Source organism: Streptomyces sp. NPDC042371 (genome assembly GCF_056437465.1).
In genome coordinates this window covers 42,559-65,484 of the sequence record NZ_JBWKAP010000023.1, presented here as the reverse complement: position 1 = coordinate 65,484, position 22,926 = coordinate 42,559, and the positions used below count along the sequence as shown (strand labels likewise).

Below are 22,926 nucleotides of genomic sequence, written 5' to 3'. Positions count from 1 at the left end.
GCTCAGCGCCCCTTCAGGCGGGCGTTGGTGTGGCGAGTGGGCGCCGCCGTCGCCGGGTCCTCCGGCCACGGATGCTTCGGGTAGCGGCCGCGCAGGTCCGCCCGGACCGCGCGGTAGCCGGACTGCCAGAAGGACGCGAGGTCGGCGGTGACGGCCGCGGGGCGGCCCGCGGGGGACAGCAGGTGCACCAGTACCGGTACGCGGCCGTCCGCGATCCGCGGGGTCTCGGCGAGCCCGAACATCTCCTGCAGCTTGACGGCGAGCACCGGCTGCTCGGGGTCGGCGTAGTCGATCCGGATCCTGGACCCGCTCGGTACTTCGAGCCGCTCAGGGGCGAGTTCGTCCATGCGCCCGGCTTCGCCGCCCGCCCACGGCAGGAGCCGCCCCAAGGCCTGCCCGGCGTCGATCCGCGCCAAATCGGCCCGGCGCACGGCCCGGGAGAGCTCCGGCTCCAGCCACTCGTCCACGCGCGCGAGGAGCGCGTCCTCCGCTACGTCGGGCCAGGGCGCCCCGAGATGCCGGTGCAGGAACGCGAGCCGCTCCCGTACCTCCCGCGCGTCCCGTGACCACTTCAGGAGCGCCGTCCCCTCCTCCCGCAGCCCGGTGAGCAGCGCCTCCCGCACCAGCCCGGGAGCGGGTGTCTTCAAGGGGCGCACCGCCAACTCCACGGCGCCGAGCCGCTCCACGTGCCGCGCCACGAGGTCGCCGCCGCTCCAGGCCACCTCGTCGCCCTCGGAGTGCAGCGGCGCCGCTGCATCGCGCGCGGCGCCCTCGTCGACGTGCCCGGCCAGGAGCACGCGCGCGTGCCCCGCGCCCACCGGCCGGTCGGCCACGGCCACGGCGAGCCACCGCGCCCCCGACAGCGCGGACCCCTGCCGGACCTCGGCCCGGGTCCCGCCCGCCATCAGATACGTCCCGCCGCCCACGCTCCGGGCCACCCGCTCCGGAAACGCCAGCGCGGCCACCAGACCCGCGACGTGCTCGTCGCTGCCCTCCCCGCCGCCGCCTCCGGAGGACCCGGTGACCGACGAGGCGAGCCGCTTGGCCTCGGCCCGCCACCGCGCCCCGTAGGCGTCCCTGCCGCTCCGGGCCGCCCGCCAGGCACCCGCCAGGTCGTCGCCGTACTCGCGGGGCGGCTCCTCGCTCAGCAGCGCCACCGCCTCCGCGGCCCGCCGGGCGCCCACGCGCGGCGCCGCGTCCAGCAGGGCCCGCGCGAGGCGCGGATGCAGGCCCACCCGGGACATCCGCGTGCCCCGCTCCGTCGCCCGGCCCGTGCCCGCCTCCACCGCGCCGACCGCCGTGAGGACCTCCCGGGCCGCCGCCATCGCGCCGCCCGGCGGCGGGTCGAGGAGCGCGAGCCCGGTGGCGTCCGGATCGCCCCAGCATGCCGTCTGCAGCGCGAACGCGGCGAGGTCGGCCACCTTGATCTCCGGCGCGGGAAAGCGCGGCAGACGCCCGTCCTCGGCCTCGGCCCAGCACCGGTACACGGCCCCCGGAGCCTCCCGCCCCGCGCGCCCCGCCCGCTGCCGCCCCGACGCCTGCGAGGCCCGCACGGTCGCCAGCGCGCTCAGCCCGCGCGCGTGGTCCACCCGCGGCTCGCGCGCGAGCCCCGAGTCCACCACCACCCGCACCCCGGGCACCGTCAACGACGACTCGGCCACGGACGTGGCGAGCACCACCCGTCGGCGCTCCGACCCGGCAAGCACCGCGTCCTGCACCGCGGCCGGGGCCCGCCCGTGCACCTGCAGCACCTCCACGTCGCCGAGGCCCGTCAGCTGCCCGGCCACCCGCGCGATCTCGCCGACCCCGGGAAGGAAGCACAGGACGTCCCCGTCCCGCTCGGCCAGCGCCCGCCGCACCACCGACGCGACGTGGGAGAGCTGCGCCGGATCCACCCGCATCCCGTGCGGCGGCCGCACCGCGCGCGGCGGCGGCGCCCACACCACTTCCACGGGGTGCGCGGTTCCCTGAGCCTCCACCACGGGCGCGTCCCCGAGGATCCGCGCCCAGCCCGCCGCGTCGGTCGTCGCCGAGGCAGCCACCAGACGCAGCTCGGGGCGCAGCGCCGCCCGCACGTCCACCAGGAACGCCGCCACGGTGTCCGCGTCCAGGTGCCGCTCGTGGCACTCGTCGAGGATGACGACGTCCACCCCGGCCAGCTCCTGGTCCCGCTGCAGCCGCTGCAGCAGGACACCGGTCGTGACGACCTCCACGCGCGCGCGTGGACCCACCACGCGCTCACCGCGCACCGTGTACCCGACGCTGTCGCCCACCTGCTCGCCGAGCAGCCACGCCATCCGCCGCGCGGCCGCCCGTGCGGCGATCCGCCGCGGCTCGGCGACGACGACGCGACGCACCTCCTGGGAGGCATCGAGCAGACCGGCCAGCGCCAGCGGCACCAGCGTCGTCTTGCCCGTCCCCGGCGGGGCGCACAGCACGGCGCTGCCCGGCCCCTCCAGAGCGGAACGGAGGGCGGGCAGCGCGTCGCGTACCGGCAGATCCAGGGCTTCGTTGCGGAGACCGATCACGTACTCAGTCTCGTACGCACACGTAGATGGCCGTCCCCGGGATCAGATTTCCGCGCAGCGGGGACCAGCCGCCCCACTCCTGGGTGTTCCAGGCGGGCCACTCCGGCTCCACGATGTCGACGAGCCGGAGCCCGGCGCCCACGATGTCCCGCACCCGGTCGCCGATCGTCCGGTGGTGCTCCACATATACGGCGTTGCCCTGCTCGTCCTGCTCCACATAAGGAGTGCGGTCGAAATAGGAGGCCCCTACGGAGAGGCCCTCCGGGCCCGGTTCGTCCGGGAACGCCCAGCGGATGGGGTGCGTCGCGGAGAAGACGAAGCGGCCGCCGGGCCGCAGCACGCGCCGCACCTCCTTGAAGACCTGCACGGGGTCGGCGACGAAGGGCAGCGCCCCATAGGCGGAACAGGCCAGATCGAAGGAGCCGTCCTTGAAGGGCAGCACTCCCGCGTCGGCCTGCACCAGCGGAACGTTTCCGCCGATCCGCAGCGCGTGCTGGAGCTGGCGGTGCGAGAGGTCGAGCGCGACGGGCCTGGCGCCCTGCGAGACCAGCCAGCGCGAGCACTGCGCGGCACCGGCGCCGATCTCCAGGACGTCCTTGTCCTTCAGCTCCTCGGGCGGGCCGAGCAGCTCCGCCTCCACCTCGTCGAGCCCTTCGGGACCCCACACGAAGCGGTCGTCCCCGAGGAACGTGCCGTGCTCGATCTGGTAGTCGTCGGCGTTCCGGTCCCACCAGCCGCGGTTCGCGCGGCTGCTCTCCGTGACGTTGGCGTCACGCCTGGTGGCCTCGGGCTCGGACGGCTCGGAGTCTTGGATGATCGTCTCCATGGTCGTAATCTTCCGTGTCTTCCCTTGAACCTCGTCGCGAAGGGGGCGCAGTGCGGCCCGTGTGGCCTCATGCGACAGGTTTTGTGCCGGGTATGCGGCGATCCGCCCCGGGTGTGCGCCTTCGCGCATTGACCCTGTCCGGCTGCCCCCGTATGCTACAAGTTGCGCTGCGAGCCTGCGCTCCTCAGACATAGCAGGCTGCGCTCGCGTCTGTTGTATGTCCCCTCGGTTGTCGAGGCGCCTTCCGTTTCGCGGGGGTCGCGCTTCCTAGGCTGTCCGGCTTCTTCAGAGCGAAATCGGCTCCGGCGCGTTGCAGTACCTACGACTTCAATGTCCGTACCGGAGCCCTTACCCACATGACGAGCAGCACCGAGACCACCGCCACCACTCCGCAGGTAGCGGTCAACGACATCGGTAACGAGGAAGCCTTCCTCGCCGCGATCGACGAGACGATCAAGTACTTCAACGACGGCGACATCGTCGACGGCGTCATCGTGAAGGTCGACCGGGACGAGGTCCTGCTCGACATCGGTTACAAGACCGAAGGCGTCATCCCGAGCCGCGAGCTCTCCATCAAGCACGACGTCGACCCGAACGAGGTCGTCGCCGTCGGTGACGAGATCGAGGCCCTGGTTCTCCAGAAGGAGGACAAGGAAGGCCGTCTGATCCTGTCCAAGAAGCGCGCTCAGTACGAGCGTGCCTGGGGCACGATCGAGAAGATCAAGGAAGAAGACGGCATCGTCACCGGTACCGTCATCGAGGTCGTCAAGGGTGGTCTCATCCTCGACATCGGCCTCCGTGGCTTCCTGCCGGCCTCCCTCGTCGAGATGCGCCGCGTCCGCGACCTCCAGCCTTACGTGGGCAAGGAGCTCGAGGCCAAGATCATCGAGCTGGACAAGAACCGCAACAACGTGGTCCTGTCCCGCCGTGCCTGGCTCGAGCAGACCCAGAGCGAGGTCCGCCAGACCTTCCTCACGACCCTGCAGAAGGGCCAGGTCCGCTCCGGCGTCGTTTCCTCGATCGTCAACTTCGGTGCGTTCGTGGACCTCGGCGGCGTCGACGGTCTCGTGCACGTGTCCGAGCTGTCCTGGAAGCACATCGACCACCCCTCCGAGGTTGTCGAGGTCGGCCAGGAAGTCACCGTCGAGGTTCTCGACGTGGACATGGACCGCGAGCGTGTCTCCCTGTCGCTCAAGGCGACGCAGGAAGACCCGTGGCAGCAGTTCGCCCGCACGCACCAGATCGGGCAGGTCGTTCCCGGTAAGGTCACCAAGCTCGTTCCGTTCGGTGCGTTCGTGCGCGTCGACGAGGGCATCGAGGGCCTGGTCCACATCTCCGAGCTGGCCGAGCGCCACGTGGAGATCCCGGAGCAGGTCGTCCAGGTCAACGACGAGATCTTCGTCAAGGTCATCGACATCGACCTCGAGCGTCGCCGGATCTCGCTGTCCCTGAAGCAGGCCAACGAGTCCTTCGGCGCCGACCCGTCGGCCGTCGAGTTCGACCCGACCCTGTACGGCATGGCCGCGTCCTACGACGACCAGGGCAACTACATCTACCCCGAGGGCTTCGACCCCGAGACGAACGACTGGCTCGAGGGCTTCGAGACCCAGCGTGAGGCTTGGGAGGGTCAGTACGCCGAGGCGCAGACGCGCTTCGAGCAGCACCAGGCCCAGGTCATCAAGTCCCGCGAGGCCGACGCTCAGGCCGAGGCCGAGGGTGCGGCTGCGCCCGGTGGCGCGGCTCCGGCCGCCGGCACCGGCGGTGGCGGCGGCGGCGGTTCGTACTCCTCGGAGTCGGACGACAACTCCGGCGCCCTTGCTTCGGACGAGGCGCTTGCCGCGCTTCGTGAGAAGCTTGCCGGCGGTCAGAGCTGACCTCGCGTCGCTCTCTCTAGGCGGTAGTTGAACGTTGCGGGCCCGTACCTCTTCGGAGGTGCGGGCCCGCTTCTTTGTTTTCGGGTGCGGAATCGAGTGCGGGATCGGGATCGAGGGCGGGATCGGGTGCGGGTTCGGTGGGGGCTGGGCGCGCAGTTCCCCGCGCCCCTAGAAGCTTGTCCCTTCGGGACCCGCTTCTACGGCGTCACCGTTATGTTCGTCAGGCCCTTGCCGCCCGTCACCGTGTTGCTCGCGTAGACCGTCGTCTTGCAGCTGCCGCTGTGGTTCGTCACGTTGATCGCCAGCTGCTTGTCGCCCGTCGCGCCCGTCAAGGTCGACTTGTTGCCGCGGAAGACCGTGCCGCAGCCCCAGCCGGACTGCTGGGAGTGGGTCTCGTAGCCGTTGTTCGTGGTGTTCTTGCCCGTGTTGTTCTCGACGACGTAGTTGTTGCCCTTCACGTCGATCCACGAGTCGTCGTAGTTGTTGCCGGTCAGGCCCTTGCCGTCGAACGTGTTGCCCGAGACCTTGCCGCCCGTGGTGCCCTCCTTGAGGTCGACCGCCTCGCCGCCCACGTCCGGGCCGATGGTGTTGCCGAGGATCTGCACGTTGTCGCTCTTGTCGGAGAGCGTGTTGGCGGAGCCGACGTAGACGCCCTCTCCCATGCCGCGGTCGTCGTTCCCGGTGTCGTAGATCCGCGAGTTCTTGATCACGCCGTCGCTGCTCGACTTCCGGAAGTGGACGCCCTCCATGTCGAGGCCGTGGACCGTGACGGTGTCGACGACGACGCCCCTCGCGGAGTCGATCATGATGCCTTTCTGGCCGCCGGTGACGGTGACGCCCTTCACCGTCCAGTACGCGGCGCCGTTGAGGTGCAGGCCGTAGCCGCCGTCCGCCGTGAGCACGGCCTTCGGTGAACCGGTCAGCGTGATCCTGGAGTTGGCGCTCGCCGCCACGGTGGTCTTGAAGTTCCCGGAGTACGTTCCGTCGGCGAGATGGATCGTGTCGCCGGGGGAGGCGTCGGCGAGCGCCGTCTTCAGCTCGGCGGCCGTGGAGACCTCGATGGTCCGCGCCGGTGCGGTGGAGGCGGTCGCGACCGAGGCCGTGGTCAGGCCTCCGGTGGCGGCCGTCGCGGCGAACAGGGCGGTGAGCAGGGGTCGTCGGGTGCGCATGGGGGGTGGCCTTCCCGTCGGTGGGTCCGGTGGGTCCGGTGGGTCCAGTGGGCGTTCTTGGTGTACACGGCACTTCTGTGTTCTTGTACATGAACTCTGGATGTGCCTATGAACGTAGAGCTGGGGCATGTCCGCGTCAAGGTATGGACCAGCTCTTCAACTCCGTGGCTGTGAAGGGTCGGCCGGGAATGCTCGTGACGCTGCGCGTGTTCTTCACTACGAACACGAGGAGGAGCGGTCACAGTGCTTGATCCGCAGGGTTTGTACGCATGGGAGCCGAAGGGCCTCGCCGTCGTCGACATGGCGCTTGCCCAGGAGTCGGCCGGACTTGTCATGCTCTACCACTTCGACGGATACATCGACGCGGGCGAAACCGGCGACCAGATCGTCGAGCGGCTCACGGACAGCCTCCCCGGGCAGGTGGTGGCCACGTTCGACCACGACCGGCTCGTCGACTACCGCGCCCGCCGCCCGCTGCTCACCTTCCGGCGCGACCGCTGGAGCGACTACGAGGTGCCGACGCTCGACGTCCGCCTCGTCCAGGACGCGACCGGCGCGCCCTTCCTGCTGCTCTCCGGGCCCGAGCCCGACATCGAGTGGGAACGGTTCGCCGCGGCCGTCCAACAGATAGTGGAGCGGCTCGGCGTGCGGCTCTCCGTGAACTTCCACGGCATCCCCATGGGCGTACCGCACACGCGCCCCGTGGGCCTCACACCGCACGGCAACCGCACCGACCTGGTGCCGGGCCACCGCAGCCCCTTCGACGAGGCGCAGGTGCCGGGCAGCGCCGCCGCCCTGGTGGAGTACCGCCTCCTGGAGGCGGGCCACGACGTGCTCGGCGTCGCCGCGCACGTGCCGCACTACATCGCGCGCTCCGCGTACCCCGACGCCGCCCTCACGGTCCTCGAGGCCATCACGGCCGCGACCGGTCTGGTGCTGCCCACCGTCGCCCACGGACTGCGCACCGAGGCGCACCGGACGCAGACCGAGATCGACCGGCAGATCCAGGAGGGCGACGAGGAACTCGTCGCGCTCGTCCAGGGACTTGAGCACCAGTACGACGCGGCGGCGGGCGCGCAGGAGCGGGGCAACATGCTCGCCGAGCCGCTGGACATCCCGTCGGCCGACGAGATCGGCCGTGACTTCGAACGGTTCCTTGCCGAGCGGGAGGGCGACGCGTAACGCCAGGGCCTAAGCTTCCGGTCATGCTGAAGGTTGGCCTGACCGGCGGAATCGGCGCCGGCAAGAGTGAAGTGTCGCGGCTGCTCGTCGCGTCCGGTGCCGTTCTGATCGACGCGGACAAGATCGCGCGTGAGGTCGTGGAGCCCGGAACTCCCGGTCTCGCGGCCGTCGTCGACGCCTTCGGGCGGGAGGTCCTCGCGTCGGACGGCTCGCTGGACCGGCCGAAGCTCGGCGCGGTCGTCTTCGCGGACGCGGAGAAGCTGGCCGCCCTGAACGCGATCGTGCACCCCCTCGTGGGCGCCCGCTCCGCCGAGCTCGAAAAGGCCGCGTCCGGCGACGCCGTCGTCGTCCACGACGTGCCCCTCCTCGCCGAGAACGGCCTCGCGCCGCTGTACGACCTCGTGGTCGTCGTCGACGCGAGCCCCGAGACCCAGCTGGACCGTCTGGTGCGGCTGCGCGGCATGCGCGAGGAGGACGCCCGCGCGCGGATGGCCGCGCAGGCCACCCGCGAGAAGCGTCTGGAGATCGCGGACATCGTGATCGACAACGACGGCCCGCTGGAGGGTCTGGCGGAGCGGGTCGGAGAGGTCTGGGCCGACCTCGCGCGCAGGGCGCGCGGCCAGCGGTAGAAGCCGCGGGTGACGCATGCGGCAGGCGCATGCGGATGGGGCTTGCGCCTCGGTGCGGGGCGCGCACGCTCGGGGAGGGCGGGGCAGTGGTCGTTCTGGCGGCGTTCACGGTTCTGGGAGGTCTCGTCGCGGCGCTTGCCGGTGCGTACGGGCTGCGGCAGACGCGGCGCATCACCACCGCGGGAGCCGTCACCCAGGCCCTGGTGAAGGCGGCGCTGCCCGGCGCCGAACGGCCCACGCTGCAGTTCGAGACGGGCGACGGACGCGTCGTCGAGGTGGTGTCGCCCGTGCCGCCGAGCCGTCGCAGGCCGCTCGCCGCCGGGGACCGGGTCGGGATCGCGTACGACATCGGGGATCCGCGCGAGACCGTGCTGATCGGCGGCGAGCGCACCGGCCTCGACCGGGCCTTCGTCGGCGCGGGCGCGGCCCTCGTGGTGCTGGGCGCCGTCCTCGCCGTCGCGGTGCGGTGAGGCCGTCCCGCGCGCGTGGGGTGCGGTTTCACGTCCGTGCGGAATAGGCGGGTGTGCGGCGGGCGTTGACACGGGGGAGCGAGGGAAGGAGTCCGGCGTGCCCGAAACCACCCCGGAGACCCATGTCATCGATTTCCGGGCGGCTGAGCAGCTTCTTGCCGCCCGGGATCCGCGCGGCGCGGTGAAGCTGCTCGACAACGTCATCGCCGCCCACCCCGAGAACACCGCGGCCCGTCTGCTGCGGGCGCGCGCCTTCTTCGCCGCCGCGCAACTGCGCGCCGCCGAGCTGGAGTTCAGCATCGTCCTGGAGCGCGAGCCGGACAACGCGTTCGCGCACTTCGCCCTCGCCCGTACCTACGAGCGCGGCTCGCGGCCCGACCAGGCGCGGCGCCACTTCCGGCTCGCGGCCGCCCTCGATCCGCAGCCGGACTACCTGGCGGCGGCCCGCTTCGACGAGGAGTAGCCGAGCAGCGTCCTAAGGGGCGTCCGGTGGTTCGTGCGGCGGTTCGTACGGAGGGACGTCCCTGCCCGGCTGGTAGTGCGGGCCCTGCCGGATTCGGTGTACGACCCACGCCAGGTCGGCGACGACCACGATCAGCAGGGCTCCGCACGCCGCCGCCCAGCCCGTCCGGCCGGTGAGCGCGAAGGCCACGGTGCCGAAGGCGGCCCAGATCAGGCCCCATACGCCGAACCAGAACCGCATCCGCAGGGGACTGCGTGCGGTCACCGGTTCACTGCCTGTGCGCATCATGGGAGGTCATCTCCTCCTTCACAGGATAAAGAGGGTGGGAACGTGCTGGAAGCGCTCAGGTCCGACGAAAGGCTCGCCGCGTGGCTGGGCGAGCTGGAGGGCGCGGGGGAGCCGCGGGCCGCGGCGGTGCTTCCGGACGCCGACGAGCTGCCGGACGTGCTCCTCGACCTCGCCGTGCCGCACGAGGACATCAACCCCCTCGTGGCGCTGCGCGGCCGTCTGTGGGCGGACCCGGAGGCGCGCTGGCTGCTCGACCGCTGTGTGGACTCCGTCGTGCGCGACATGGGGAGGGTCGGCGGCTGCCGCCTCCCGCTGCTGCCCGAGGCGTGGGGAGAGCTCGGGCGCTGCTTCTTCGTGTACGTGTACGTGGCGGCGCTGGAGCACGTGCGGGCGTACCACCGCGACCGCGGCATCCCCGACGACGTCTCGCGCCGCACCCTTGCCGACCTCGGGCGCCACATGGCGGTGCACCGCAGGGCGCGCGGCAGCCGGGGCCTCCTCGTGCCGGACTGGATCGGCCTGCACTTCCGGGGCGAGCTCTACCAGTTGGGGCGGCTGCAGTTCCAGCGTGCCGTGCTGGGCGAGCGCATGGGCGGCGCGACGGCGGCGGCCGGGCACCGGGCAGGCCCCGGAGACCCCTGCCTGAACGTCCACATCACCGATTTCCGGGGCGCGTTGACGCCCGAGGCCTGCGACCGGTCGATCTCCAGGGCGCGGGGGTTCTTCGCGCGCCACTTCCCCGAGGAACGGTTCGAGACAGCCGTCTGCCACTCCTGGCTGCTCGACCCGCAGCTGACGACATACCTCCCTGCGGACTCGAACATCGTCCGCTTCCAGCAGCGATTCCGTCCGGCGACCGGGTACGGGCAGGAGCCGTCGGACGGTGACCCCGTCGCCTTCGTCTTCGGCGACCGGGATCTTCCGGTGGCCGAACTTCCCAGGCGCACGCGGGTGGAGAGGGCCGTGGGCGACCATCTGCGGGCGGGCGGCCACTGGTACGGAGGGCATGGCTGGTTTCCGCTGTAGCGGGCGGGTCAGTGCGGGGGACGGGAACGGGGGCCCGACGGGCTTCGTTGGGCGGGCATGAGCCTGCAGATGCGTGAGGGATACGAGGGAACGGGACCCGGCGCGATCACGCCGGACGGCTGCGCGGTGGAGCTGTACACGCGCCTGGCCGTGGGGAGCGAGCCCGATGTCATCGAGGCCGCGGTGCCCGCGGGGGCGCACATTCTGGAACTGGGCTGCGGCGCTGGCCGGGTGACCCGTCCGCTCCTGGAGCGGGGGTTCCGGGTGACGGCCGTGGACGAGTCCGCCGAGATGCTGGAGAAGGTCGCCGAGCTCGACGGCGGGGTGCGGACGGTGCGCAGCCCCATCGAGAAGCTCGACCTGGACGAGAAGTTCAGCGTGGTGATGCTCGCGTCGTTCCTCGTGCACAGCGGCGACACGGCGGTCCGGCGCGGCATGCTCCGCGCCTGCCGGAACCACGTCACGGACCAGGGCTGTGTGCTGATCCAGCGGGAGGGCGCGGACTACCACACGGATCTGCCGAGGGAGCGCGTCGACCCGAGCGGCTATACGGTCCGGATCGTCTCGGCGGAGCCGGTCGGCGACGGCGTGAACGAGGTGCGCGCGGAGTACGTCTTCCCGGACGCCGTATGGACCCAGACGTTCCGGGCCAGGCCGCTCGACCGGGAGCAGTTCGAGGAGGCGCTGGCGGAGGCGGGCCTGAAGGTCGACGAGTACCTGACGGAGGACGGCATTTGGGTGCGGGCCGTGCCCGTGGGATGAGGTCGCGCGCCCAGCGATGAGTTCGGGGCGGGCGACCGGTCTTCAACGGTGACAGCACAACAGCCCGAGGAGACCATGATGTCCGCCACCGTCCCCGCGACCACTCCCGCCACCGTTTCGAGCGGCCCCCGTACCCGTGGCCGTGGCCGCGGCGCCCGTGTCACCCTGCGCGTCCTACAGGTGCTGCTCGGCGTGTTCTTCGCCGTCGCCAGCGGCGCCCCGAAGCTGATCGCGCACCCCACCGCCGTCGAGTCCTTCGACAAGCTCGGGTGGGGCGCGCCGGGGATGTACACCATCGGCGCCCTGGAGCTGCTCGGCGGGATCGCGCTGCTGCTCCCGCTGCTCTCCTCGGTCGCCGCCACGGCGTTCATCGGGCTGATGATCGGCGCGTTCGTCGTGACCGTCACCGCGCTCGGCGGTGAGAACGCGGCCACGCCGGTGATCCTGATCCTGCCGCTGGCGTGGATCGCCTGGGCGAGGCGCGGCGAGACGACCGAGCTGGTCGCCCGCCTGCGACGCCGGGGTTCCTCCCGCTGAGATCCGGCTGTCCGGCTTCCGGCTGTCCCGCTTCCGGCTGTCCCGCTGAGATCCGTCAGTGGAGCCCTGGAGCCGGGGCCTGGCCCTCCGCTCCCCGGAGCCGTTCCATGTCGCGACGGTCCCGCTTGGTGGGGCGTCCTGCGCCCCGGTCGCGGATGCCCGCGGGGGCGACCGCCTCGCGGGGCGGCGGAGGCGGCGAGTTGTCGACGTAGCACTCGATGGCGACCGGTGCGCCGACGCGCTTGCGGATGAGGCGCTTCACGACGACGATCCGCTCCCGGCCGCCCGCCTGCCGCACGCGCACCTCGTCGCCCACATGTACTCCGTGCGCGGGCTTGACGCGCTCGCCGTTGACCCGGACGTGGCCGCCCTTGCACGCGGTGGAGCCCGCCGAGCGGGTCTTGGCCAGGCGGACCGACCAGATCCAGCTGTCGACGCGCACCGAGCCCTCGCCCGTCGGACCGCTGCCCGGCGCCCGGCCCGTGCCACCGCCCGATCCGCCGTCTCCTGAAGTCTCCGAAGCCATGTGTCGACCTTAGTCCGGCTTCGGTGCGGCATGTCCGCCTCCCGGCGAGCCGTCCGGAAACCGCTGACCTCGGACGCCGATAATTCGGACCGATCGCGACAAAACCGATCGCAACAAAAAGGTCCGGACATGAGGACATGACACGCGACTCCCAGGAGTGCTGCCCATGACGTCTTTCGAAGCCACCGTCGACGGTCTGATGGACGGACTCCGTGCCGACCTGGAACGGCTCGCCGCGATCCCCTCGATCGCGTTCCCCGGATTCCCCGCCGAACCGGTGGAGGAGGCACACGACCTGCTGGCCGGGCTGTTGCGCGACGCCGGGGTCCCGCACGTCGAGCGCCTCGACCTGCCGGACACCGCCCCGGTGATCTACGGGGAGATCCTGCCCCCGTCGCCGGACGCGCCTACCGTCCTGCTCTACGGCCACTACGACGTGCAGCCGCCCGGCGACGCGTCGCTCTGGAAGTCCCCGCCCTTCGAGCCGACGCCGGTCGAGGGCGGGCTGCGCGCCCGGGGCATCGCGGACGACAAGTCCAACGTCATCGCGCACCTCGGGATGGTGCGGGCGTTCGAGGGGCGGCCACCGGTCGGGATCAAGATCGTCATCGAGGGACAGGAGGAGTACGGCAGCGCCTTCGACGACTACCCGCCCTCCGACCCCGAGCGGTTCGCCTGCGACGCCATGGTCATCGCCGACCTAGGCAACCTGCGCCCCGGCACCCCCACCCTCACCACCGGCCTGCGCGGCGCCGCCGAGGTGACGGTCGAGGTCCGCACCCTCGACGAACCGCGCCACAGCGGAGAGTTCGGCGGGGCGGCGCCCGACGCGCTGCTCGTCCTCCTGAAGGCCCTCGCCACCCTGCACGACGTCCACGGCGACGTCGCCGTCGAAGGGCTGCGGCGCGAGGAGTGGGGCGGGACCTCGTACACCGAGGAGGAGTTCCGCTCGCTCGCGGGCGTGCGCGAGGGAGTGCCGCTCATCGGCAGCGGCAGCATCGGCGAGCGGCTGTGGAGCGGACCCGCGATCACCGTCATCGGGCTTGACGCGCCGAGCGTGGAGCACGCCGCCTCCGCCGTGGTGCCGTACGCCAGGGCCAAGCTGAATCTCCGCTTCCATCCGCGGCAGGACCCGCGGGAGGCGCAGGGCAGGCTCGTGGAACATCTGCGTTCGCTCAGGCCCTTCGGCGTTCCGCTCACCGTCACGCCAGGCGACACCGGCCCCGGGTACGAGGCGGCCACCGGCGGGCCCGCCTACCGCGCCGCGCTCGCCGCGCTGCGGGAGGGCTGGGGGCAGGACGCCTCGTACGTGGCGACCGGCGGGTCCATTCCGCTGGTCAACGGGCTCGCGAAGGCGGCGCCCGGCGCCGAGGTGCTGCTGTTCGGGGCGCAGGACAGCATGTGCAATCTGCACGCCCCGAACGAGCGCGTCCTCTTCTCGGAGCTGCGCAGCACGGTCGTCGCCATGTGCGCCTTCGTACGGGAGTACGCCGACGGGTTCCGGCAGCCGGGAGGCGGTGCCGCGTGAGCACGGCAGAGACGCCTGTGGGAGGGGGGACGGGAGGGTCGGAGGAGTCGGGAGGGCCGAACGAGCCGAACGAGCCGGGAGAGCCGGGAGAGCCGGGAGAGCCGAGGGATGCGGGTGAAAGTCCGCCCGGAAAGGGCAAGTTCACCTTCCCCAGCGCCCTGACCGTCCTCGCGATCGTCACCGTCGCCGTCTGGCTGCTCGCCTTCCTCATCCCCTCGGGCCAGTACGACCGCAACAAGTCGGGCGCCCCCGTCGAGGGCACCTACCACCGCGTCGACTCCGGGCAGTCCTTCGTCGACCGCCTCAACGACCTCTTCCTGTCACCCGTCAACGGGCTCTACGGCATCCAGGACGAGAAGACCTCGCTGGTCGCGCCCGACAACGTCGGCTCGCTGTACGGCAGCGCAGGTGTCTTCCTCTTCGTCCTCGCCATCGGCGCCTTCATCACCGTCGTCTTCGCGACCGGCGCGCTCGACCGCGGCATCGGACGGCTCGCGCACCGGCTGCGCGAGCGCGGGGCGCTGCTCATCGCGGGCGTCATGGTCGTGTTCTCCGTCCTCGGCACGGTCGAGGGCTTCGCGGAGGAGACGCTCGGCTTCTACGGCCTGATCGTGCCGCTGATGCTCGCCCTCGGATACGACCGCATGACCGCCGTCGGCGCGATCATCCTCGGCGCGGGGGTCGGTGTGCTGTGCTCGACCGTGAACCCCTTCGCGACGGGCGTCGCCTCGTCCGCCGCGGGCATCTCCCTGGGCGACGGCATCGTGCTGCGCTCCGCCATGTGGGTCGTGCTGACCGGGGTCACCGTCGCGTACGTCATCCGCTACGCCCAGCGCGTCCGGCGCGATCCGGAGCGCTCGCTGTCCGGCTTCCTGCCGGGCGACCGGGACCGCGGGCAGGCCGCCGCGGGCGCCTCCGAGGTGCCCGAACTCACCGGTCTGCACAAGGCGGTGCTCGTCACCACGGCACTCGTCTTCGCCTTCATGATCTTCTCGGTCGTGCCCTGGTCGAGTGCGCTGACGGGCAAGGCCGACGCGACGCCGTACGGCTTCGAACTCGGCTGGTCCTTCCCGCAGTTGGCCGCACTCTTCCTGTGCGCGGCGGTGCTCGTCGGGATCGTCGCGCGGATGGGGGAGCAGCAGCTCAGCTCGACGGTCATCCAGGGCGCGGCCGACTTCGTCTCGCCCGCGCTGGTCATCCTGCTCGCCCGCGGCGTCACGACGATCATGAACAACTCGAAGATCACAGACACCGTGCTGCACTCCATCGAGGGGGTCGTGAAGGGGACGTCGTCCGGGCTCTTCGCGGTCATCGTCTTCCTGGTGAACCTGCCGCTCGCCTTCCTGATCCCCTCCACCTCGGGGCACGCCACGCTCGCCATGCCGATCCTCGCCCCGCTCGCCGACTTCGCCGGTGTGTCGCGCGCGGTCGTCGTGACGGCCTGGCAGGCGGCCAGCGGCTGGATGAACCTGTGGGTGCCGACGACCGCCGTCACCATCGGCGGTGTGGCGCTCGCGAAGGTCGGCTACGACAAGTACCTGCGGTTCGTGTGGCCGCTGCTGGCCCTGCTCGCCGTGCTGATCTGCGGGTTCGTGGCGCTGGGTGCCGCGGTGACCTGAGCGGGCGGGGGGCAGCGGCGGGCGCGGCGCCCGTGTCGGCGTAGGTGTCGGCGTACGTACGGTGTCGGCATACGTACGGTGTCGGCGTACGTACGGTGTCGGCGTACGTACGGTGGTGGACATGGACGGCCTGAGCGAACTCGACCGGCGCCTCACCGACTGCCGCGCCTGCCCCCGCCTCGTCGAGTGGCGCGAGGAGGTCGCGCGCACCAAGCGCGCGGCCTTCGCCGACGAGGACTACTGGGGGCGCCCCGTGCCCGGCTTCGGTCCGCACGACGCCGCGCTCCTGATCGTCGGCCTCGCGCCCGCCGCGCACGGCGCCAACCGCACGGGCCGGATGTTCACCGGCGACCGCTCGGGCGACTTCCTCTTTCCCGCGCTGTACGACGTCGGGCTCGCCTCCCGCCCCACGGCGGAGAGCGCCGACGACGGCCTGACGCTGTACGGCACCCGCATCACCTCGCCCGTGCACTGTGCGCCGCCCGCCAACAAACCCACCACACAGGAGCGCGACACCTGCCGTGCCTGGCTGGTGAGCGAGCTGAAGCTGCTCGCCCCGACGCTCCGGGCGGTGGTCGTGCTCGGCGGCTTCGGCTGGCAGGCCGCGTTCCCCGCCTTCGGCGCGGCGGGCTGGCAGGTGCCGAAGCCGCGCCCGGCCTTCGGGCACGGAGCGCACGTACGGCTCCCGGGCGGCCCGGAACAGGAGCCGCTCGACGTCTTCGGCTGCTTCCACGTCAGCCAGCGCAACACGTTCACCGGGCGCCTCACGCCGGGCATGCTGCGGGAGGTGCTGCGCACGGCGGCCTTCGAGGCCGGTCTGCACCCGAACGGCCCAGCAGAGCTAGCCGGTCCTGAGGCCGATTCCTAGCGTGAGGACGTGGACGAGACTCGCGCAGCCAAGCCCGCAAGCGCCCCCGCTGCCAAGCCCTCCGGCGCGGCGTACCGCAACCTGGTCCTGGCGACCGTCGGCTTCACGCTGACCTTCTGGGCGTGGGACCTGGTGGCACCGCTCGGCAGCGATTTCAAGGACCGGCTCGACCTGAGCTCCTTCGAACAGTCGCTGCTGGTCGCCGTGCCGGTGATCGTCGGCTCGCTGGGCCGCGTGCCGGTCGGCGCGCTCACCGACCGCTACGGCGCCCGGAAGATGTTCCCGCTCGTCTCGGCGCTCACGATCATCCCGGTGCTGCTGATCATTCCGGCCAAGCACAGCTTCGGCGCGATGCTGGCGGTCGGTTTCCTGCTCGGCCTCGGCGGTACGACGTTCGCCATCGGCATCCCGCTGGTGAACTCCTGGTTCCCGCCCGCCCGCAGGGGCTTCGCGCTCGGCGTCTTCGGCATGGGCATGGGCGGTGTGGCGCTCTCCGGCTACTTCACCCCGCGCATCGCCAAGCACAGCGAGAACCTGCCGTTCATCGTCGTGGCGATCGCGCTCGCCGCCTTCGCGGTGCTCGCCGCGCTCCTCATCACCGACCGGCCCGACCGGCCCGTGCCCACCAGCTCCCTCAGCACCCGCCTTGGGCAGGCGGGACGTCTGAGGGTCACGTGGGAGCTCTCCGCGCTCTACGCGATCGGCTTCGGCGGCATCGTCGCCTTCGGGGTGTACCTGCCCACGTACCTGAAGACCTGGTACGACCTGTCGCCCACCGACGCGGGCACCAAGGCGGCCGGTTTCGCGCTCGTCACCGTGGTCTTCCGGCCCATCGGCGGCTGGCTCTCCGACCGGATCCACCCGGCCACGGTCACCACCGTCGCCCTCGCGGTCGTCGCCCTGTTCGCCGTCATGCAGGCGTTCGACCCGGCGCTGAACCCGATGGGCACGATCTGCTTCCTGTGCATGGCGGCGGGCCTCGGCACCGCGAGCGGCAGCGTCTTCGCCCTCGTCTCCCAGGTCACCCCGCAGCCGCAGGTCGGCTCCGTCACGGGCATCGTGGGCGCGGTGGGCGGTCTCGGCGGGTTCCTGCCGCCGCTGGTCATGGGCGCGATCTACAGCGCCAAGGACTCGTACTCGATCGGCTTCATGCTCCTCTCCGACCTGGCGCTCGCGGGCTGCGTGTACGCCTACGGGCGCATGCGAAACGCGAAGGCGGAGTGACGCGGGGCGCCGTTACCCTGCCCCGATGGGCCTCTATCCGGACATCGAACCCTACGACCACGGCATGCTCGACGTCGGCGACGGCAACCGCGTGTACTGGGAGGCCTGCGGCAACCCGCACGGCAAGCCCGCCGTGGTGCTGCACGGCGGCCCCGGCTCCGGCTGCACGCCCTTCTTCCGCAGGTACTTCGACCCCGACGCGTACCGGATCGTCCTGCTCGACCAGCGCGGCGCAGGCCGTTCCACACCGCACGCGAGCGACCCGGCGACCGACATGGGCGTCAACACGGTCAAGCACCTGACCGCCGACCTGGAGCTGCTGCGGCGCCACCTGGGCATCGAGCGGTGGCTCGTGTGGGGCGTCTCGTTCGGGTCCGTGCTGGGCCTGCGGTACGCGCAGACGCACCCGGACCGGGTCTCGGAACTGGTCCTGACGGGGATCGCCACGGGCAGCCGCGCCGAGGTGGACCTCCTGACGCGGGGGCTGGGGCGGATCTTCCCCGAGGCATGGGAGGCGTTCCGCGACGGGGTGCCTGAGGGGGAGCGGGACGGGGACCTGGCCGCCGCCTACAACCGGCTCCTGGAGTCGCCCGACCCGGATGTGCGGGCCACCGCCGCGCGGGCCTGGACGGACTGGGAGACGGCGTGCGTTCCGGCGCCGCCGCGGTCCGTGCCGCGCTACGAGGACGCGGCGTTCCGGGCCGGTTTCGCACGCACCGTCACGCACTACTGGGCCCACGACCACTGGCTGGGCGGCGACGAGGTCGTCCTGCGGGACGCGGAGTCCCTCCGGGGGATTCCGGGGGTGCTCGTGCAGGGCAGCCTGGACCTCGGGAACCTCGTCGGCATTCCGTGGCGGCTCCAGCAGGCGTGGCCCGGCAGCGAGTTGGTCCTGGTCGACCTCGCGGGGCACGACGCGGGGGCGCGCGGCATCACGGAGGAGCTGGTGGCGGCGACGGACCGGTTCCGTCAGGCCTGATCGGCGCCGCCTGCGCCGCCCTTCTCCCCCTCCTCGACGTCGCAGTCGGCACCATCCCCGACCGCGCCCGCGGCCAGATCGAGGACAGCCTGTACGCGGCGGACGAGCGCGCCGGGGACGCCGGTCGTCGACGGGGTCGGCGCGGCGGTGCGGCTCGCCGAGTCGCTCGTCGGACTCGGCCTGACCACCAGCCGCGTCGGCGCCTATGCCAAACCCCTGCCGAAGGCGCGCACTTGGGGTACGGGGCGCGGGAGGCCGCCGTCGGAGTGATTTATGGGTGAACCGTCGTCGCGGCGGCAGGCGTGTGCGCCGCCGCGGGGACGGGCCGACCGCAGACTCCGGGGAATGCGCCGGGCAGGACCGGCGCCGAGCAAGTGGAGCCGCCCGGTGTCCCCGTCCTTCCCCCGCCGCCTCCGTCCCCGTGACCATTACTGCTCCCGTACCCGCCGCCCGAGGGCTGCCCCTTGGGCCGTGTCCCGGGTCGCCGCCGCCCTGGCCGCGGCCCTCCTCCTGGGTGCGGCGGCGACCGGCTGCGGGCAGGCCGTCGGCGCGCCGTCCGCGGACGCCGCCCCCGCCGGTGCGGTCGCCCCCGCGTTCTGGGTCGACCCGCAGGGCGCCGCCGCCCGCCAGGCCGCGCAGTGGCGGCGGGCGGGCCGGGTCGCCGACGCCCGGTTCATCGAGCGCATCGCGGGGCGGCCCCAGGCCTCCTGGCTCAACGACGACGGGGCGGGCCCCACCGTGCGGGCCCACGTCGACGCGGCGGCGAAGGCGCGGCGCACCGCGGTCCTCGTCGCCTACTTCGTCCCGCACCGCGACTGCGGCGCGTACTCGTCGGGCGGCGCCCGCGACGCCGCCCACTACCGCCGGTGGATCGACGGCTTCGCCGCGGGGCTCGGCACCCGGGGCGCGTACGTGATCCTGGAACCGGACGCCGTCGCCCAGCTGGTGGCGGGCTGCCCGCGCGCGAACGCCGCCGAGCGGTACGGCCTGCTCGCCTACGCGATCCAGCGCCTCAAGCGGCAGCCGCACACGAAGGTGTACGTCGACGCGGGCAACGCGAGCTGGATCCCCGACGAGCGGCGCCTGGTCGCCCCGCTGCGCCGGGCGGGCATCGCCCGTGCCGACGGCTTCGCGCTCAACGTCTCCAACTACCAGACCAACAAGGTGAGTTCCGACTACGGACACCGGCTCGCCAAGGAGCTCGGCGGCGGCAAGCACTTCGTCATCGACAGCAGCCGCAACGGAAACGGCCCCTTCCGAGGCGCCCAGTCCTGGTGCAACCCGCCCGGCCGCGCCCTCGGCACCCCGCCCACCGGCAGGACCGGCGACCCCGCCCTCGACGCCTACCTGTGGATCAAGCGGCCCGGCGAGTCCGACGGGACGTGCCGGGGCGGGCCGCAGGCCGGGCGGTGGTGGCCGGAGTACGCACTGGGCCTCGCCAAGCGGGCGCGCGGCTAGGGCCTGTGTCGGAGGTCCCGTCGTTCGCCCGGAGGGCGGGCCCCGCGGCGTCCGGCGCGTGCGCTCGCAAGGCGGTATCGGGGTGATCCGACAACGCCGCTGGGGGTCCCCCCGCGCCCTTCAGGCGTGGGGGAGTGCGTGCCGGGCGTCGCGGGGCAGGCGGGACTTCCGACACAGGCCCTACGGCCCTGGGGCTCTAGGACGGATCGGGCACGACCGCGGTCGCGGTGATCTCCACGAGCTGTCCGCGGTAGCCGAGGCAGGACACGCCGAGCAGGGTCGAGGTGTGCGGGCCCGCGTGCAGGGCGGAGCCGCGCACGACCTCCCACGCCTCGCTCAGCGCCGCGGGCTCGCCGCTGACCACGTACACCGTGCTGGCGACCACCTGCGACAGGTCGCTGCCCACCGCGCGCAGGGCCTCGTCGAGGTTGGCGATGACCTGCGCGGTCTGGCGGGTGACGTCACCCTCGCCGACGAGGTTCCCCTCGGGGTCGAGCGGGACGGAGCCCGCCATGAAGGCGAGCCGGGTGCCGGCCTCGACCACGGCGGCGTGGGCGTATCCGGGAGGCGGGAAGAGGGTGGGCACGACGGTGCGTTCGGGGGCGGTCATACGGTGATCGTGCGGTAGTCGGGCCGGGCGCCGCATCCGAATTTCGCCTGCCGTGCCCCTCAGCGCACCGCCGCCGGTGAACTTCCGCCGCGGATCCGCAGAGTGGGGCTCCCCGAGCCGTCGGCCGGGGTCGACCAGATGTCCTGCTTGCGGCCGTCCTCGCCCGGCAGGGCGTACGCGAGGGTGTCGTCGTCGAGCCAGGCAGCCTGGTCGTCGACGCTGTGCCGCTCGGCGAGGGGGCGTTCGCGCATCGTCCGCAGGTCCAGGACGTACAGCCGCCACGGATCCCGAGTGCCCTTGCGGACCCGCTTCTTGAAGGCGATGCGGGTGTTGTCGGGGGAGAGCGAGGGGCACTCGACGTTGGTGCGCAGGGTGGTCGCCGCCCACTTCTTCATGTCGCCCTGCACGAGGTGCGTGCGGCCCTTGGTCGAGACGGTCGCGTAGAAGCGGTTGTCGTCCTTCGCGAAGGTCACGCCCCAGTAGTTGACGTCGGGGGAGTGGTAGCGGCGGCCGTCCATGGTGAGCGGGATCTCTTCCATGTTCTTGATGAGGTAGCCGGTGCGGGTGTCCAGGATCGAGGTGCGGGTGGAGAAGGACGAGCCCGCGTACGAGTCGCCGGTGGCGAACATCGTCCAGGACAGCATCCGGCCCGATGCCGAGACGCGCGCCCGGTTGGGGATGCCGGTGAGCGCGATGCGGCGTTTCTCGCGGAGCCGGTCGTCCAGGACGACCGCGTACGACTTGGGCGGGATCCCGGACCTGCGCTGCAGGCAGAGGCCGGTGCCAGCGGCGGCGTAGAAGCGCTCGCAGGTCGGACCGCCGGTGGTGCGGGCGGCCTTGCCTGATGCCGGGACGCGTGCGACCCGGCCCGCCCCGGCCTCCGTGCTGCGGAAGTAGAGCTTCCCGCGGTCCAGGCCGAACTCCGATGTGGCGTCGGCCGATTCGGCGCGCTGCGCCGCGTGCAGGGTGTACGTGACGGCGACCCCCGTGAGGACGGCGGCGGCCGCGGTGACGGCGACGACCCGGGAGCGCAGGGAGCTGAGAGGTGACGTCATGAGGGCCCTCCGGGAGACTTTTCGGACGGCCGGAGCAGGGCTGCCGCCCCGGCGAGCGCCACTGTCAGTGCGAGCACCGCGCAGGTCAGCGCGGCCTGGACGCCCCACAACGTCCAGGCCGCACCGAACCCGGCGGCGGCGACGAGCCGGGCAAGGGCCTGCCCGGTCTGCAGCACGGCCATCCCGCTCGCCCGCCGCTCCTGGGCGACCACGGGGGCGACCAGCGCCATCAGGACGCCGTCGGTGGCCGCGTAGAAGACGCCGAGGAGCAGCAGGACGCCGATGAGGAGCGGCCAGCCGTCGGTGGGCGCGAGCAGCAGGACGTAACCGCCGAGCAGCGCGACGTGCCCTGCGAGGAACGGCACGCGGCGCCCGATGCGGTCGCCGAGCCGTCCGGCGGGGATCGCGAGCAGCAGATAGACGGCGGCGGCGCCCAGCGGCAGCAGCGGGAACCACGAGATGGCGAAGTCGAGCCGCCGTTGGAGGAGGAGGTAGAGGAAGGAGTCGCCGATGGTGGCGGCGCCGAGCAGCGCCGCCGCGACGAGGACGCGCCGGAAGGCGGGGACGCGGAGCAGACCGAGCGCTCCTTGGCGCCGCGCTCCGGGACGACGCGTTCCAGGATCACGCGTTCCGGGGCTCCGCACGGCGGTGGCGAGTGGCCGCGGGGGCGTCCGCCCCTCGTGCCCCGGCACGAACGCGACCAGCATCAGCACTCCGAGCAGCCCGAAGCAGAAGCTGACCACGAACACGGCGTCGTACGCGTCCGCGGTCGCCCACAGCAGCGCGAACGCGGCGAGCGGCCCGAGCAGCGCGCCCGTCGTGTCCATCGCCCGGTGCACGCCGAAGGCGCGGCCCAGGGTGTCGGGCGGGCTGCTCAGCGAGATGAGCGCGTCGCGGGGCGCGGTGCGCACGCCCTTGCCGATGCGGTCGGCGGCGAGGGCGGCGCCGATCCCGGCGGTGGCGCCGCCCGCGAGCAGCAGCCCGAGCCGGGAGAGCGCGGAGAGTGCGTAGCCGCCGCCCGCCACCAGCTTGTGGCGGCCGCCGCGGTCGGCGGCGTACCCGCCGGCCAGGCGCACCAGGGCGGTGACTCCGTTGTAGAGCCCGTCGAGGAAGCCGAACTGGAGCGGGGAGAGGCCGAGTTGGAGGACGAAGTAGAGCGGCAGGACGGCGGTGACCATCTCGGATGAGATGTCCGTGACCAGGCTGACCGCGCCGAGCGCGAGGACGGGTCCCGCGACGCGGCCGCGCCGGACCTCGGACTGCTCCGAGGTCTTGGCGACCGCGTCGGTGGTGGCCAGATACATG

Annotated in this window: 23 protein-coding genes and 1 pseudogene; 15 read left to right on the top strand and 9 right to left on the bottom strand. The window is 72.4% G+C overall.

Annotation, left to right across the window (positions count from 1 at the left end):
* Window positions 1-2 precede the first annotated feature (2 nt).
* Both hrpB and AC068B_RS39665 read right to left on the bottom strand, forming a co-directional pair.
* Complete coding sequence (gene hrpB, locus AC068B_RS39670; RefSeq protein WP_478676322.1) at window positions 3-2,528, bottom strand: ATP-dependent helicase HrpB; 2,526 nt, start codon at window positions 2,526-2,528, stop codon at window positions 3-5.
* 4 nt (window positions 2,529-2,532) lie between these two features.
* Window positions 2,533-3,354 (bottom strand): class I SAM-dependent methyltransferase, encoded by an 822-nt coding sequence (locus AC068B_RS39665; protein WP_478676321.1) that lies wholly within the window; start codon window positions 3,352-3,354, stop codon window positions 2,533-2,535.
* 356 nt (window positions 3,355-3,710) lie between these two features.
* On the opposite strand from AC068B_RS39665, the gene rpsA reads away from it, so the two are divergent.
* The gene (rpsA, locus tag AC068B_RS39660; RefSeq protein WP_055554894.1) at window positions 3,711-5,228 is read left to right on the top strand and encodes a 30S ribosomal protein S1; all 1,518 of its coding nucleotides are present in this window, start codon (window positions 3,711-3,713) and stop codon (window positions 5,226-5,228) included.
* Between the two features lie 197 nt (window positions 5,229-5,425).
* Here rpsA and AC068B_RS39655 read toward each other — a convergent pair whose 3' ends face one another.
* The gene (locus AC068B_RS39655; RefSeq protein WP_478676320.1) at window positions 5,426-6,397 is read right to left on the bottom strand and encodes a right-handed parallel beta-helix repeat-containing protein; all 972 of its coding nucleotides are present in this window, start codon (window positions 6,395-6,397) and stop codon (window positions 5,426-5,428) included.
* Window positions 6,398-6,640: 243 nt separating this feature from the next.
* On the opposite strand from AC068B_RS39655, the gene AC068B_RS39650 reads away from it, so the two are divergent.
* From AC068B_RS39650 to AC068B_RS39635, 4 genes are all read left to right on the top strand, one after another.
* The gene (locus AC068B_RS39650) at window positions 6,641-7,579 is read left to right on the top strand and encodes a PAC2 family protein (protein WP_478676319.1); all 939 of its coding nucleotides are present in this window, start codon (window positions 6,641-6,643) and stop codon (window positions 7,577-7,579) included.
* A 23-nt stretch (window positions 7,580-7,602) separates the two neighbouring features.
* Window positions 7,603-8,208 (top strand): dephospho-CoA kinase, encoded by a 606-nt coding sequence (gene coaE, locus AC068B_RS39645; protein ID WP_478676318.1) that lies wholly within the window; start codon window positions 7,603-7,605, stop codon window positions 8,206-8,208.
* An 86-nt stretch (window positions 8,209-8,294) separates the two neighbouring features.
* Window positions 8,295-8,678, top strand: coding sequence for a hypothetical protein (locus AC068B_RS39640; protein WP_478676317.1), 384 nt, complete (start codon window positions 8,295-8,297; stop codon window positions 8,676-8,678).
* A 97-nt stretch (window positions 8,679-8,775) separates the two neighbouring features.
* Complete coding sequence (locus AC068B_RS39635) at window positions 8,776-9,141, top strand: tetratricopeptide repeat protein (RefSeq protein WP_468560372.1); 366 nt, start codon at window positions 8,776-8,778, stop codon at window positions 9,139-9,141.
* Window positions 9,142-9,153: 12 nt separating this feature from the next.
* On the opposite strand, the gene AC068B_RS39630 is transcribed toward AC068B_RS39635, so the two are convergent.
* Window positions 9,154-9,426, bottom strand: a complete 273-nt coding sequence (locus AC068B_RS39630; protein ID WP_478676354.1) for a DUF6343 family protein — start codon at window positions 9,424-9,426, stop codon at window positions 9,154-9,156.
* Between the two features lie 129 nt (window positions 9,427-9,555).
* On the opposite strand from AC068B_RS39630, the gene AC068B_RS39625 reads away from it, so the two are divergent.
* From AC068B_RS39625 to AC068B_RS39615, 3 genes are all read left to right on the top strand, one after another.
* Window positions 9,556-10,455 carry an acyltransferase domain-containing protein gene (locus AC068B_RS39625; RefSeq protein WP_478676353.1) on the top strand — a complete coding sequence of 300 codons (900 nt, stop codon included), beginning with the start codon at window positions 9,556-9,558 and terminating at the stop codon, window positions 10,453-10,455.
* A 69-nt stretch (window positions 10,456-10,524) separates the two neighbouring features.
* Window positions 10,525-11,217, top strand: coding sequence for a class I SAM-dependent methyltransferase (locus tag AC068B_RS39620; RefSeq protein WP_478676352.1), 693 nt, complete (start codon window positions 10,525-10,527; stop codon window positions 11,215-11,217).
* 75 nt (window positions 11,218-11,292) lie between these two features.
* Window positions 11,293-11,754, top strand: a complete 462-nt coding sequence (locus AC068B_RS39615; protein ID WP_478676316.1) for a DoxX family protein — start codon at window positions 11,293-11,295, stop codon at window positions 11,752-11,754.
* 55 nt (window positions 11,755-11,809) lie between these two features.
* Here AC068B_RS39615 and AC068B_RS39610 read toward each other — a convergent pair whose 3' ends face one another.
* Window positions 11,810-12,280, bottom strand: coding sequence for an RNA-binding S4 domain-containing protein (locus AC068B_RS39610; RefSeq protein ID WP_478676315.1), 471 nt, complete (start codon window positions 12,278-12,280; stop codon window positions 11,810-11,812).
* Between the two features lie 166 nt (window positions 12,281-12,446).
* Between AC068B_RS39610 and AC068B_RS39605 the strand changes: the two genes are divergently transcribed.
* From AC068B_RS39605 to pip, 5 genes are all read left to right on the top strand, one after another.
* On the top strand, window positions 12,447-13,808 hold the full coding sequence (locus tag AC068B_RS39605; RefSeq protein ID WP_478676314.1) for a M20/M25/M40 family metallo-hydrolase: 1,362 nt from the start codon (window positions 12,447-12,449) through the stop codon (window positions 13,806-13,808).
* Window positions 13,809-13,966: 158 nt separating this feature from the next.
* Complete coding sequence (locus AC068B_RS39600) at window positions 13,967-15,427, top strand: YfcC family protein (protein WP_478676351.1); 1,461 nt, start codon at window positions 13,967-13,969, stop codon at window positions 15,425-15,427.
* A 121-nt stretch (window positions 15,428-15,548) separates the two neighbouring features.
* On the top strand, window positions 15,549-16,295 hold the full coding sequence (locus AC068B_RS39595) for a uracil-DNA glycosylase (protein WP_478676313.1): 747 nt from the start codon (window positions 15,549-15,551) through the stop codon (window positions 16,293-16,295).
* Window positions 16,296-16,304: 9 nt separating this feature from the next.
* Window positions 16,305-17,519 carry a nitrate/nitrite transporter gene (locus tag AC068B_RS39590; protein WP_478676312.1) on the top strand — a complete coding sequence of 405 codons (1,215 nt, stop codon included), beginning with the start codon at window positions 16,305-16,307 and terminating at the stop codon, window positions 17,517-17,519.
* Between the two features lie 25 nt (window positions 17,520-17,544).
* Window positions 17,545-18,498, top strand: a complete 954-nt coding sequence (gene pip / locus AC068B_RS39585; protein ID WP_478676311.1) for a prolyl aminopeptidase — start codon at window positions 17,545-17,547, stop codon at window positions 18,496-18,498.
* On the opposite strand, the gene AC068B_RS39580 is transcribed toward pip, so the two are convergent.
* Window positions 18,489-18,686, bottom strand: coding sequence for a hypothetical protein (locus AC068B_RS39580; RefSeq protein ID WP_478676310.1), 198 nt, complete (start codon window positions 18,684-18,686; stop codon window positions 18,489-18,491). The genes pip and AC068B_RS39580 overlap by 10 nt on opposite strands.
* Here AC068B_RS39580 and AC068B_RS39575 point away from each other — a divergent pair.
* Window positions 18,613-18,768 (top strand): annotated as a pseudogene (locus AC068B_RS39575) (aspartate/glutamate racemase family protein); the annotation flags it as partial. The gene AC068B_RS39580 and the pseudogene AC068B_RS39575 sit on opposite strands and share 74 nt — an antisense overlap.
* A gap of 201 nt (window positions 18,769-18,969) precedes the next feature.
* A complete protein-coding gene (locus tag AC068B_RS39570) occupies window positions 18,970-19,956 on the top strand; it encodes a glycoside hydrolase family 6 protein (protein WP_478676309.1) in 987 nt (328 codons plus the stop codon).
* A 196-nt stretch (window positions 19,957-20,152) separates the two neighbouring features.
* Here AC068B_RS39570 and AC068B_RS39565 read toward each other — a convergent pair whose 3' ends face one another.
* From AC068B_RS39565 to AC068B_RS39555, 3 genes are read right to left on the bottom strand one after another with little or no spacing between them, the layout of a single operon-like run.
* Window positions 20,153-20,566, bottom strand: coding sequence for a RidA family protein (locus tag AC068B_RS39565; protein ID WP_478676308.1), 414 nt, complete (start codon window positions 20,564-20,566; stop codon window positions 20,153-20,155).
* A gap of 59 nt (window positions 20,567-20,625) precedes the next feature.
* Window positions 20,626-21,621: a TolB-like translocation protein gene (locus AC068B_RS39560; RefSeq protein ID WP_478676307.1), complete on the bottom strand. Its 996-nt coding sequence runs from the start codon at window positions 21,619-21,621 to the stop codon at window positions 20,626-20,628.
* Window positions 21,618-22,925 carry an MFS transporter gene (locus tag AC068B_RS39555; RefSeq protein ID WP_478676306.1) on the bottom strand — a complete coding sequence of 436 codons (1,308 nt, stop codon included), beginning with the start codon at window positions 22,923-22,925 and terminating at the stop codon, window positions 21,618-21,620. The genes AC068B_RS39560 and AC068B_RS39555 overlap by 4 nt, the downstream gene beginning before the upstream one ends.
* Window position 22,926: the final 1 nt, after the last annotated feature.